This is a genomic window from Maribacter sp. UH1 (assembly GCF_056839145.1).
The window spans coordinates 3,295,437-3,308,597 of record NZ_CM166387.1 but is presented as its reverse complement, the minus strand read 5'-3'; the positions used below and the strand labels follow the sequence as shown (position 1 = coordinate 3,308,597).

Genomic DNA, 13,161 nt, shown 5'->3' with positions numbered 1-13,161 from the left:
AGTTTGTTGTTATAATAAGGACGACATAAAAATTAGAATGTTGCAAAAATTTTTATTTTTACACTACACTATTAAATTTTGCCTTTGAAACAAGTTACAATTTCCAATGCCTATTTAACCCTTATGGTGCTTGATTATGGCGCTACCATTCAAAAATTACTTGTAAAAGGTGAAGATGGTGAATATACCAATGTCGTTGTTGGGTACAACCACCCAAGTAGATATAGATTAGATGACAATGCTTTAGGTGCAAGTATTGGGCGTTACGCAGGGAGAATATCTGAAGGCGGATTTGTTTTAGATCGAGAAAGATATCATTTGTACCAAGAAGACGGGGTGCATTTACATGGTGGTAAAGAAGGATTTCATCAAAAATACTGGACTATTGATGAAGTAGATAATAGTGACAAACCTTTTGTAAAACTAAGCTATACCAGTAAGCATTTAGAAGAAGGGTACCCAGGGAATTTAACCGTGAGCGTTACTTATAAATTAATGAACAACGCTTTGCAGGTAATTTATGAGGGAATGACAGATAGAAGTACGGTCATTAACCTTACTAACCATGCCTATTTTAAATTAGATGACAATCCGTATATAGATGAGTATGATTTGCAATTAAATTGTCCGTACCGATTAGAAACAAAAGAAAACTTATTACCAACAGGAGATATCATGCCGGTTCGTAAAACAGAATTCGATTTTCTTTTGCCTAAAAAAATAGGATTACAAAGATTCGATACCATTTACATTAAGGATATTGGCAATGAAAAAGTTGCGGAGTTATACTCAAAGACATCTGGTATTAACATGAAAGTATATACCAATCAACCAGCATTGGTAGTGTACACACCACCGGATTTTCCCAGTATTTGTTTTGAGGCACAGAATTACCCAGATGCTCCCAATCAACCAGATTTTCCAAAAAGTGTTTTAAGACCTGGGGATATCTACAATAACATATCTATCTTTAAATTCGATATTGATTCCAAAAGCTAATTTTAGCCTGAAATACTGCTAAATTTATTGTTCCAATCCACAAATAGTATCTTTATATCACTTAAATTGATTTGAGTATTTGACATGAATTTAGCCAATCTTACCACATCAGAATTTCTTGAAGGCATCTTTGCAAATAATGTTGCCATAGTAAGTAAAGCTATTACCATTGTAGAAAGTACAAAACCAGAGCATCGTATTATTGCTAATGAAATCATATCAGGTTGTATTTCAAAGAAACAAGAATCTATTAGAATTGGCATTACAGGAGTCCCTGGGGCTGGTAAAAGCACATTTATAGAACAATTTGGCAGTATGCTTACCAAACTTGGTAAAAAGGTTGCCGTACTTACCGTAGACCCTTCTAGCAGTAGAACAAAAGGTAGTATTTTGGGCGATAAGACCCGTATGGAAGAATTGGTTAAAAACCCAAATGCATACATAAGACCATCAGCATCCGGCTCTTCACTAGGTGGCGTAACCCGTAAAACAAGAGAGAGCATTGTTATTTTAGAAGCAGCAGGCTTTAATTGTATTTTAATTGAAACTATTGGGGTTGGACAAAGTGAAACTGCTGTTCACGATATGGTAGATTTCTTTCTATTATTAAAATTAGCTGGTGCGGGCGATGAATTACAAGGCATAAAAAGAGGTATCATTGAAATGGCAGATGCCATTGTTATCACAAAAGCGGACGGTGATAATATTCAACGTACAAAGCTTGCCAAAATGGAATTTGCACGGGCATTGCATATGTTTTCACCCAAAGAAAATGGTTGGACTCCAGAAGTTTTAACCTGTTCTGCCTTAGAAAATAGAGGATTAAATGAGGTTTGGGAATTGATTGATAAGTATTGCAAAAACATGCAGTCATCTGGATTCTTTACTACCAACAGACAACAACAAAATGAAAATTGGTTGATTCAATACTTAGAACAGGAGCTATTGTCTGAATTCTACCATCATCCAAAAACTAAAGAAATGTTACCACAATTAAAAAAGGAAGTAATTAGCGGTAATACCTCTCCTTTTTTAGCTGCAGAAAAGCTGTTGAACGCTCTAAAAGAGTAGTAAACGCTTTAAGATGATACTACTGTACATGTAGATTATCTTAAGGATAAAAAACATAACTTTGCAGCGATTTAAAAAACAACTCAATGCAACCTGTTACCACTTCCCTTCTTTCGGTCGTTGTCCCCTTATATAACGAGGAAGATAATGTGACTCTTTTGACACAAAAAATTCACGAAAGCTTGGTAGGCTATGATTATCAAATCATTTATATAGATGATTTTTCTAAGGATAGGACTAAGAAGGTAGTTAAAGATCTAAAGGATGAAAAGGTCCATCTAATTGAGTTGAAGAAAAATTACGGTCAGAGTTTAGCCTTGGCAGCAGGTCTTGATTATGCTGAAGGAGAGTATATTATTACCATGGATGGCGATTTACAGAACGACCCGTCCGATATTCCACAAATGCTGACCTATGCCGTTAGCGGTGAGTATGATGTTGTAACCGGAATTCGTCAAAAGCGAAAAGATTCTCTTGTAAAAAAAATACCTTCTAAAATCGCTAATTTTTTGGTACGCCGCGTGACTAAATTAGATATTAAAGATAATGGGTGTGCATTAAAGGTTTTTACAAAAGATATTGCCAAAGACCTGAATTTATATGGTGAAATGCACAGATTCATTACACTTTTGGCATTTCTAGAAGGCGGACAAATAAAGCAAGTTCCTGTAAAACACCATGCACGCCATGCTGGGGTTTCTAAATACGGATTGGAACGTGTCTTTAAAGTAGTTGCTGATATGATGCTATTACTCTTTATTCGCAAATACTTTCAACGCCCAATTCACCTATTCGGTATTTCTGGCTCTTTAATGATCCTTGTAGGTATATTTATCAACATATACCTAATGATAGTGAAGTTTGGTTTTGGCGAAGATATTGGCACAAGACCATTATTAACGGTTGGTATGATGTTTATTTTTGCAGGTATTCAATTATTCACAATTGGTATTGTAATGGAATTATTAATACGTACTTATTATGAGTCTCAGAACAAAAGACCTTACCGCATTAAAAAAGTAAGTGTAGGTGGCGAAGTTAAATAAGAAAGTAACCACCGGATTAAAAGTACTGATCAGTGCAGTTTTAATTTACTTCATTTTTACAAAAATAAATGTAAGTGAGATAAAAGACATACTGATTACCAGTAATCCGTTTTACTTGATATTAGCAGCCATATTCTTCATACTATCTAAGTTCATTGGGGCAATTCGCCTTAATCTCTACTTTCACCAACTTACTATTATGCTTACTCATAAAAGCAATTTTAAGTTGTATTTATTGGGTATGTTCTACAACCTATTCTTGCCGGGTGGTATAGGTGGCGATGCCTACAAAGGTTACATTTTAAAGAAAACCTTTGATGTCAAAACCAAAAGAATGGTGAGTGTTCTCGTACTAGATCGTTTAGGTGGTTTGTTACTATTGTTCATTTACGCTTGTACCCTACTTGCTTTTATTGAATTAGAAATATTAAATGGATACCGTTGGTTGTTTATTACAGCCATACCCTTGTCAGTAATCGTCTTTTGGTTCTTAAACAAGAAGTTCTTTAATTATGTACTTCCTATTTTTTGGAAAACTACAGCACTATCCGCATTGGTACAATTAGCACAACTGGTAAGTATTTGGTTTATATTATTAGCGTTGAATATTGAAACTAATCAGGTTTCGTACCTTATTATATTTTTAATTTCATCGATTGTAGCAGTTGTTCCCTTAACTTTAGGAGGAATTGGAAGTCGCGAAGTAACCTTTTTTTATGGAGCCCAGTTTTTAGGGTTAGACCAAAATGTATCGGTTGGGGTAAGTGTCCTTTTCTTTTTAATAACCGCTTTAGTTTCTCTATTCGGAGTAATTTACCACTTTAAGACTATTAAATTGGAACTAGCGCAAATAACTACTGACTCCACAGAATAGCCCTTTTAGTAAATATGCAGTAGGTGCATTTTACGTGTCACCTTCTTTCGGGTATTAGGGTTTAAAAATTTGCCTTGCAAACGTGTAATTCTAAATTGATCTACGGAAAGTTGGGAATCCCAATCAAATCCCTTTTTCTCTAGCATAGCCATCTCATCATCGTTCACATATACCCAAACATCTTTTTTGTTCTTTAAGACTTCTGGTGTAGTAATTTGAACTGGAAATTGATTATAGAAATCTAAAGACCATGTATGATCACTACCTACTTTGTAAATACGCTCTACCGGAATATCTTTCTCAGCGATAACTTTAGACATTGAAGACCCGCCTTGATAATCTAACAGATTTGGATAAAAGTGGAGATTTAAAACAGCGTTTAAAAGTAAGGATGCACAAACTGATATCGTTATTAGTTTTGCATATACATTTTCCCTCTTTAAAGCATAGTATACCACCATTATTGCCGCAACAGCCAAACAGATGTATGCCAAAACACTATGTAATTTAAAAACATAAAAGCAAATTAAGGCAGAAGCAATAAATACAATACTTAATACAAAAAATTGCCCAAACATTAATCTCTTTACAGTTTGCAACTTACTGTTGGCATATAAATTATAAACATATGCTGCAGTAATAATTGCAAAAAGAGGAATAGTAATATTTAGATAATGTGGTAATTTAAATTGCGCAAAACTGATGATTATGAATATTAATGTTATACCACCAACGGTTAAGAATTCCGATCCTTGAATGTTTTTAAATTTATGTTTAATAAATGCCCGTATTTTAGTGTAAAATGCGGCAATACCCAATATTGTCCATGGTAGAAATACCCAAAGAAACGTATGAAAAAAGAAAAAGTAATCGCTACTATTTTTTCCAATACCTTCACCACTTAAACGTTCAAAACTTTGCTCCCAAAAAATAAAGAATATACCACTACGATTGTCCTTGCCACGAATTACCTTTTCTGGATGTAAGTCAAATTGCAAATAATAGGCATATAACATAGGAGTAATCGTCAATGCAAATATCAAAAGTGCCAATAGCACTTTCCAGCTTAAAAACGCTTTCCATTTTCCTGTATAGAATAAATGACATAAAATAGGCAGACCTATAACCAAAAGAGCAATCTGCCCTTTGGTAGAAAATGCTATACCAGCTGCAAAAGCTCCTTTAACAATTGCCGATACACTACCCTTTTCAATATACTTTGCAAGTTGCCAAATAGCTAAAATGCTGAAACCCGTTAGCACGGCATCGGTACGAACGTCTATTGCACCCAATACAATGGTTTGAGCGGTCATAAAAATTAATGCAGAAAGTTTACCTACATGTTTGTTATATAACAGACTTCCCAATCCATAACAACTATATGCAGCCAATAATGTAGCTAGTATTCCGGGAATACGATAAGACCAATCATGAATACCGAATATTTTATAAGATAAGGCTGCCAACCAGTAGTGCATATGTGGCTTATCCAAATACTCTTCAGGTCCTTTAAAAAGACTAAAAAAATCATTTTCTTGCACCATTCTCATGGCCATTACGGAAAACTGTGCAGAATCATTTTCAAATAACGTCACAAACATTCCTGCAACGTATACCAAAAAAATTAAAGCTATTAAAAACCAGTACCTTAGATTAGATATCATAGGGAGAATTTGCGAAGTGCAAATATAAATAACTTTACAAACAACCAACCGAATAACGAGCCTATAACCGCACCGGTAATTATATCTAGTGGAAAGTGTACCCCAATGTAAACCCGACTATAAGCAACCAATGCTGCCCAAAGCACTAAAAAGAAGCCTATATATTTAATTTTAGATTTTAAAATGCTACCAAAGAATACAGCCAGCGCAAAGGAATTTGATGCATGCGCAGAAAAGTAACCAAATTTACCACCACAGTAACTTTTCACCAATCTCATGTAAGGTTCAACTTCTGGATCATGGCAAGGCCTTAACCTTGCAACACCATATTTAAAAAAATTTCCCAATTGATCTGTTATTGTTATCATTAAAGCAACAGAAACTAAAAGCGTCAATGTCTTTTTAGTACCATATTTCTGAAATGAAAGTATCAGTAAAAAAAGATACAGTGGTATGGCACTAAATTTATTGGATACGAATTGAAAAAAATTATCCCATTGCGGAGTACCTAGCCCATTGAGATATAAAAAAAAATCTTTATCTAACTGTAATAGCTCTTCAAGCATAATAGTTAATCTTCGTATCTAGATACCTCACGATCATAAAAAGCGGTAGCCGCTTTTATTAAGTTTTCTGCCTCTTCTTCCAATTCTTTTTCATCTTCCTTGGAAAATTCTTCGAGCCATTCAACTTCATCATCTTCAAGGTTGATAATAAACCTTGGAAACTCTGTATGCACTACAAATATTGCAGTAGGATAATCTGTATTATCACCCAATAAAAATTTTGGAAATTCCATAAAAATTATAATCTATAAATTGAAAATTCATTACCGCCAATGACAGAAACACCCTTATGCGGCAATTAGTTTTTTAGTTAAATAATTAAATCGAATATACAACATAATAGCCGATGCCGTTAGCCCTGTGAGCAAACCAATCCATATTCCAGTGCTTTTTAAATCTGTGTGCAGACATAAATAATAGCTAACAGGAAAACCGATAAGCCAATATGAAATAAATGTTATAAGAGTAGGTATTTTAACATCTTGTAAACCACGTAAAGCACCTAATACAACAACTTGTACTCCATCAGAAATTTGAAAAAATGCGGCTACTAACAACAATTCTGCTGCAACAACCAATACTTCTGTATTATCGGCAAAATTAGCCACATCTTCAATATCCAAATATAAGGACGGAAACCAATGTCTACCTATCAAGAATAAAGCTGCAAAAATTATTTCCAATAAAAAAGTCAGGAAAAATATTGATTGCGCTATACGCCTTAATTCTTTAAAATTAGCCAATCCTTTTTGGTTCCCCACTCTGATCATGGCGGTAACCCCTAGACCCATACCGAACATAAAGGTCATACTACTTAAATTCAATGCAATTTGGTTTGCAGCTTGCGCATTCTTACCTAAAACACCACTTAACCAAACTGCCGAGGTAAAAATACCAACTTCAAAAAACATTTGTAATGAAGAAGGAAAACCTAGTTCAATAATCTTCTTCATTACAGCTTTTTCAATTCTCGAAAAATTGAAACCGGTAACGTAATACTTGAACTTCTCTTTAGTTTTTAAAATGAACCAAAGGTATATTACCATAAAAAATCTAGAGACCAAAGTACCAATGGCAGCACCTACAATACCCATTTCTGGAAACCCAAAATTACCGAAGATCAAAAGGTAGTTTAAGATAATATTAATAACATTAGCTACAATAGTAGCGTACATGGGGTATTTGGTCTGTGACAACCCTTCAGAAAACTGCTTAAATGCTTGAAATATGATTAACGGTACTAATGAAAAAGCAACTAGATCTAAATAGGGCAATGCCAATTCTACAACTTCTATAGGCTGTTTCATGGCATACATAATTGGCTTTGCCAGTAAAATAAGTCCAAATAGGGTCAACCCCAGAACAGTACATAAAACCAGACCATGCTTTAATGCACTTTTTGCATTTTCCTTATTCCCTGCTCCATCCGCTTCAGCAACTAAAGGTGTAATTGCAGTTGAAAAACCAATACCTAAAGACATAGCTATAAAAACAAAACTATTGCCTAATGATACCGCTGCCAATTCCGCGGTGCCTAATTGCCCCACCATAATATTATCAGCCAACTGCACAAAAGTATGACCCAACATTCCTAAAATAACAGGAACGGAGAGCTTAACATTATAACGAAATTCTTTAGTGTAATTTTTAAACAAAACCTAAACAAAAATTTTGTCAAAGGTACCGTTAATTGAACGATTTATGTTCTGTAAAACTTGGGATATCCGTTTTTAAAATTCAAATTTTAATCCACAAAAGCGTAAAAATGATAACACTTTGTACAATTAATCAATTTCATTTTTTAGAAAGAACTACCGTTCTCAAGAAAAACAAAAACATTAACCAACTGAATTTCAATTTTTTAACACCATAACATTTAGGTATTTATACTGTAAAGTGAACAGTTTATACAATTAATCTGTTAATCCATACCTTAAATAAATACTAATATATGGTAGCTAGTCGTTATAAATATTAAACACACCAATTACCATTAATTATAAACATTATGAACCAAGATCCATTGGTTTGGATTATCGACGATGACGATATATCTAAATATGTAATGAAGAGGTATCTCAATCAGTTATCGGTAACAAAGGTTATCGAATTTCCTGATTCAGTTCAACCATTGAAATTTATACAAGACAATTACAATTCTTTAGATAAACTACCTGACATCATTTTTCTTGATCTTCATATGCCCATTTTAAATGGTTTTGATTTTATCAAGGATTTTCAAACGGTAGTGCCTAAAATCAATAAAAAGATTAATGTCGTCATGTTAACATCTTCTATTAATGCAGAGGATGTTGATCAGGCAAAAACATTCCCAGAAATATCTGATTATTTCATAAAACCTATTAAACATAGAGATTTGGCCAGAATTATGAAGGTAGAACTAAAACAATAAAAAATTACTCTTTAGTTTTTGCTTCGTTCCAATACACATCCATTTCCTCCAATGACATATCATTCATTTCCTTTCCATTTTCTTTTGCCTTAGTTTCAAGGTATTGAAAACGTTTTATAAATTTCTTATTGGTGCGCTCTAAAGCATTTTCAGGATTTACCCCTAAAAATCTAGCATAATTGATCATGGAAAAAAGCACGTCGCCAAACTCGGCCTCAATCTTCTCCTTATTACCTGCCTCTACCTCTATTTGCAGCTCACCAAGTTCTTCTTGTACTTTTTCAAAAACTTGTTGTGGCTCTTCCCAATCAAACCCAACACCAGAAACTTTATCTTGTATTCTATTAGCCTTTACCAAAGCAGGCAAACTTTTAGGCACTCCCTCTAATACACTTTTTTTGCCTTCTTTTAGTTTGATCTGTTCCCAGTTTCGTTTTACGTCTTCGGCATCTATTACCTTAACATCCCCATAAATATGTGGATGCCTATTTACAAGTTTATCACAAATGGCATTAGCAACATCGGCAATATCAAAATCATTGGTTTCAGAGCCTATTTTAGCATAGAAAATGATATGTAAAAGCACATCTCCCAACTCCATCTTTACCTCATTGAGGTCGTTATCTAAAATAGCATCTCCCAATTCATAGGTTTCTTCAATAGTTAAATGTCTTAAAGATTGCATGGTCTGCTTTTTATCCCACGGGCACTGCTCTCGCAACTCGTCCATAATGGTCAACAACCTATCTATTGCCTCTAATTGTTCCTTTCTGCTATTCATGAATATGCTTTTCACAAAAGTACATAACCATAGATTGTCTCGCTAAAAATCCTGTTTTGTTTTCGTACATTTAAAAACATATAAATTATTTGACAATTTGCCGTACTCAGGCAGTCATCATATTTTAAATTATCTTTTTCAAATACAACAACTAACAACACAACAACAATGAAGACACGTAGAGATTTTTTAAAAAACGCGGGATTAGTAAGTGCCGCCACGCTTTTCATGCCACAAATAAGTTTAGCTAGAACTAAGAACTCAGGTTATGGTGTACAGCTTTATTCTTTTAGAGATGGCATGTTAGCAAACCCAAAAAAAACTTTAGAGCAAATTGCAAGTTTAGGTTTTAAGGAAATAGAAAGCGCTGGTTCATCAAAAGGATATTACTACGGATTATCTCCTAAAGAAATGGCAACAACATGCAAAGCTTTAGGTATGTCACTAACCAGTGGGCATGTACATTTAGATGATAAATTTGAACAAACCATGGAAGACGCCGTAGCCTCTGGTCAAGAATATTTAATTTGTTCATCGCTACCATCTGAAGGGCAAACAGTGGATAATTACAAAAAAGTAGCAGAGCAGTTTAATATTGCCGGCGAAGCTTGTAAAAGACGGGGTCTAAAATTTGGTTATCATAATCATGAATATGAATTTGAATCTGAAAACGGGGAAGTACTTTATGATGTGCTTATGGATAATACGCAAAAAAATCTGGTGCATATGGAGCTAGATTTGGGCTGGGTGGTAGTTGCAGAAAAAGATCCTTTACACTACTTCAAAAAATATCCGGGTAGATTTCCCTTATGGCATTTAAAGGATATGAATATGAATGAAAAGATAAGTACGGAATTTGGCAAAGGGGTGCTTGATGTACCGTTTATGCTTGAATTAAAAGAGTTATCAGGTGTTGAGCACATTTACATTGAACAAGAAGAATACGCCAATACTCCTTTTGAAAGCATGCAGCATAACCTTAGTTATTTAAAAAATATATAAGCTAGAATAATGAAAACCAACTGTAAACACTTAATCATAATTATTTTATCAAGCTGTATTTTTTCATGTAAAGCTCAACAATCATCTATAATAAAAGATGGTGCAATATTAGTTCAAGTTTCTAACGAATATAGTTTTACAGAGGGTCCTGCTTCTGACAAGGAAGGCAATGTCTATTTTACGGATCAACCAAATGATAAAATTATTAAATGGAACGCTACTGACAACTCTCTAAGTGTGTTCAAGGAACCCTCTGGTAGAGCAAACGGGCTTTATTTTGATCAGGATGGAAATTTATTGGCTGCCGCCGATGAAAAAAATGAACTATGGAGAATTGATTCCAACGGAAAAGTAGATACACTGATTACTAATGATGATGGTAAAAAACTAAATGGTCCAAATGACATTTGGGTCGATTTAAAAGGGGGTATTTACTTTACCGATCCTTACTATCAAAGAGAATACTGGTCTAGAACCGAAGCAGAAATTGAAGATAAAAATGTTTACTACATTTCACCTAATACCAAAGAGGTTGCTGTAGTTGCATCAGAATTTAAACAACCAAATGGCATCATTGGAACACCAGACGGCAAAACACTATACGTAGCAGATATTGGAGATAACAAAACCTATTCCTACTCCATTCAAAAGGATGGCTCTTTAACCAATAGAAAATTGTTTACGAATATGGGTTCTGATGGCATGACCATTGACAATAAAGGTAACATTTACCTTACAGGTAAAGGCGTAACCGTATTCAATGCCAAAAGAGAACAGATACATCATATACCTATAAATGAAGATTGGACCGCTAATATTACTTTTGGAGGTGTAAATCAAGATATTCTGTTCATTACTGCAATGGGGTCAATCTACACGATACAAATGAACGTTCATGGAGTCAGATATTAGATAATTACTTGGAAGAATTGTCATTTAGTGTTACTCAATTTAGCATATCAACCTAGCTTTTCATTCTTTATTCGGGAGATACACAAAACAAAGAACCATTGGTATTCATATAATTCCATACCATATATTATCAATAACACAACAAAGACTTTTAAATATTTATAATTCCTCGATTTTAATTATCTTAAACGACTTAAAATCCAACCAAATTATGATTACGTATATTTTTGAATTTATTGGAACTGCAATGTTAATTCTAATAGGAAACGGCATTGTTGCCAATATCGTTTTAAAGGGAACAAAAGGTGCAGATGCCGGATGGACGGGTATATCTCTCGCCTGGGGTATTGCAGTGTTCATTGGGGTATTTATTTCTGCCGATTCCAGTGGTGCTCATTTGAACCCAGCCGTAACCGTTGCGCTTGCCGTGGCTGGTAAATTTACTTGGACATTAGTACCAGGCTATATAGTTGCACAAATTTTAGGAGCCATGATGGGTAACTTTTTGGTATGGCTTAATTACAAAAAACAATATGAAGCTACAGAAGATACCGATGCTATTTTAGCCACCTTCTCTACTTCACCAGCTATTAAAAGTCCGTTTTGGAACTTGATGACCGAAATTATTGGTGCCTTTGCACTTGTTTTTGGCGTATTCTACATTGCCGGTGGCAGTATGGGCGACAGTGCCGTATCATTAGGATCCCTAGACGCCTTACCAGTTGCACTATTAGTAATGGGAATTGGCTTTGGTCTGGGCGGACCTACGGGTTACGCTATTAATCCTGCACGTGATTTTGGTCCGCGTTTATTACATGCTATTCTTCCTATAAAAAATAAAGGTAATAGTAACTGGGGCTATGCATGGGTGCCAATTGTTGGTCCTATCATTGGCGGAGTATTGGCTGCACTATTATACATGTTTATCGAAACCATGCAATAAAATAAAGAAAATGAAGCATTTTATACTACTTACCTGTATTTTTATATCTATGAATGTACTTGCCCAAAAAACGGTAGACCTGCCTTATGAAGAAAGTCCCACTGTAAAATGGTCTACAGCAGAAAGGGAATATTACTCTGACATTTGGGAAAATGAAGTTATTACCAATGTTGCTGTACCAAGATTAGAAGTTTTTGAGGCAGACACACCAAATGGAACTAGTGTTATTGTAGCACCAGGTGGCGGACTTTACGGCTTAAGCATTGAAAGTGAAGGTAGAGCTGTTGCCAAATGGCTAAACAAAAAAGGTATCACAGCTTTTGTACTAAAATATAGATTAGTGCCTACTGGCATTGACGGTATAGAAGAAATATCCGATGAAAGCGTAAATAACCCAGCGAAGATTGGAGAAAGGGTTACTCCCGTTTTACCACTTTCCATCGCAGATGGTCTAGCCGCCGTTACCTACGTAAGAACAAATGCCAATAAAATGAATTTAAATCCCAACAAAATTGGATTTATGGGCTTTTCTGCAGGTGGTGCGGTAACTATGGGCGTAACATTTAACTATACTGAAGCAAATAAACCAAACTTTATTGTACCGGTTTATCCTTGGATGACGGTAATAGGCGAATATACTGTACCCCAAGATGCACCACCAATGTTAGTGATTTGCGCATCTGATGATCCTTTAGGACTGGCTAAGCCAAGTACAGATTTATATTCCGCCTGGTTAACAAATGGGAAGAATACAGGAATGCACATGTATTCTAAAGGCGGACACGGTTTTGGAATGAAAGCACAAAACCTGCCATCTGACAATTGGATTGCAAGATTTTACGAATGGGCGTTGACGGAAGGTTTTACCGTAACGGCTAAAAAATAATTAA

14 protein-coding genes are annotated in these 13,161 nt (G+C 34.8%); 9 read left to right on the top strand and 5 right to left on the bottom strand.

Annotation, left to right across the window (positions count from 1 at the left end; genetic code table 11):
- Positions 1-84 precede the first annotated feature (84 nt).
- The 4 genes from UH1x_RS14385 (at position 85) to UH1x_RS14370 (ending at position 3,990) form a co-directional block, all read left to right on the top strand.
- Positions 85-999 (top strand): aldose epimerase family protein, encoded by a 915-nt coding sequence (locus UH1x_RS14385; RefSeq protein WP_482622496.1) that lies wholly within the window; start codon positions 85-87, stop codon positions 997-999.
- A gap of 84 nt (positions 1,000-1,083) precedes the next feature.
- The gene (gene meaB, locus UH1x_RS14380) at positions 1,084-2,070 is read left to right on the top strand and encodes a methylmalonyl Co-A mutase-associated GTPase MeaB (protein WP_482622495.1); all 987 of its coding nucleotides are present in this window, start codon (positions 1,084-1,086) and stop codon (positions 2,068-2,070) included.
- Positions 2,071-2,156: 86 nt separating this feature from the next.
- Complete coding sequence (locus UH1x_RS14375) at positions 2,157-3,116, top strand: glycosyltransferase family 2 protein (protein ID WP_482622493.1); 960 nt, start codon at positions 2,157-2,159, stop codon at positions 3,114-3,116.
- Entirely contained in the window at positions 3,100-3,990 is an 891-nt protein-coding gene (locus UH1x_RS14370; RefSeq protein WP_482622491.1) for a lysylphosphatidylglycerol synthase transmembrane domain-containing protein, read from the top strand. The genes UH1x_RS14375 and UH1x_RS14370 overlap by 17 nt, the downstream gene beginning before the upstream one ends.
- Positions 3,991-3,995: 5 nt before the next feature.
- Here UH1x_RS14370 and UH1x_RS14365 read toward each other — a convergent pair whose 3' ends face one another.
- Genes UH1x_RS14365 through UH1x_RS14350 form a run of 4 tightly spaced genes read right to left on the bottom strand, consistent with a single transcriptional unit; the run spans position 3,996 to position 7,875 of the window.
- Positions 3,996-5,591 carry an ArnT family glycosyltransferase gene (locus UH1x_RS14365; RefSeq protein WP_482622489.1) on the bottom strand — a complete coding sequence of 532 codons (1,596 nt, stop codon included), beginning with the start codon at positions 5,589-5,591 and terminating at the stop codon, positions 3,996-3,998.
- 59 nt (positions 5,592-5,650) lie between these two features.
- Positions 5,651-6,220, bottom strand: a complete 570-nt coding sequence (locus tag UH1x_RS14360) for a phosphatase PAP2 family protein (protein WP_482622488.1) — start codon at positions 6,218-6,220, stop codon at positions 5,651-5,653.
- Between the two features lie 5 nt (positions 6,221-6,225).
- Positions 6,226-6,453 carry a hypothetical protein gene (locus UH1x_RS14355; protein WP_036152971.1) on the bottom strand — a complete coding sequence of 76 codons (228 nt, stop codon included), beginning with the start codon at positions 6,451-6,453 and terminating at the stop codon, positions 6,226-6,228.
- A 54-nt stretch (positions 6,454-6,507) separates the two neighbouring features.
- Complete coding sequence (locus tag UH1x_RS14350) at positions 6,508-7,875, bottom strand: MATE family efflux transporter (protein WP_482622486.1); 1,368 nt, start codon at positions 7,873-7,875, stop codon at positions 6,508-6,510.
- 353 nt (positions 7,876-8,228) lie between these two features.
- On the opposite strand from UH1x_RS14350, the gene UH1x_RS14345 reads away from it, so the two are divergent.
- Positions 8,229-8,633 carry a response regulator gene (locus UH1x_RS14345; protein WP_482622484.1) on the top strand — a complete coding sequence of 135 codons (405 nt, stop codon included), beginning with the start codon at positions 8,229-8,231 and terminating at the stop codon, positions 8,631-8,633.
- Positions 8,634-8,637: 4 nt separating this feature from the next.
- Here the strand turns inward: UH1x_RS14345 and mazG are convergent, their stop codons facing one another.
- A complete protein-coding gene (mazG, locus tag UH1x_RS14340; RefSeq protein ID WP_482622482.1) occupies positions 8,638-9,414 on the bottom strand; it encodes a nucleoside triphosphate pyrophosphohydrolase in 777 nt (258 codons plus the stop codon).
- Between the two features lie 168 nt (positions 9,415-9,582).
- Between mazG and UH1x_RS14335 the strand changes: the two genes are divergently transcribed.
- The 4 genes from UH1x_RS14335 (at position 9,583) to UH1x_RS14320 (ending at position 13,157) form a co-directional block, all read left to right on the top strand.
- The gene (locus tag UH1x_RS14335; RefSeq protein ID WP_482622480.1) at positions 9,583-10,416 is read left to right on the top strand and encodes a sugar phosphate isomerase/epimerase family protein; all 834 of its coding nucleotides are present in this window, start codon (positions 9,583-9,585) and stop codon (positions 10,414-10,416) included.
- Between the two features lie 9 nt (positions 10,417-10,425).
- Entirely contained in the window at positions 10,426-11,328 is a 903-nt protein-coding gene (locus UH1x_RS14330) for an SMP-30/gluconolactonase/LRE family protein (RefSeq protein WP_482622478.1), read from the top strand.
- A gap of 208 nt (positions 11,329-11,536) precedes the next feature.
- Positions 11,537-12,271: an MIP/aquaporin family protein gene (locus tag UH1x_RS14325; RefSeq protein WP_482626510.1), complete on the top strand. Its 735-nt coding sequence runs from the start codon at positions 11,537-11,539 to the stop codon at positions 12,269-12,271.
- 10 nt (positions 12,272-12,281) lie between these two features.
- Positions 12,282-13,157: an alpha/beta hydrolase gene (locus UH1x_RS14320; RefSeq protein ID WP_482622476.1), complete on the top strand. Its 876-nt coding sequence runs from the start codon at positions 12,282-12,284 to the stop codon at positions 13,155-13,157.
- The last annotated feature ends 4 nt before the right edge of the window (positions 13,158-13,161 follow it).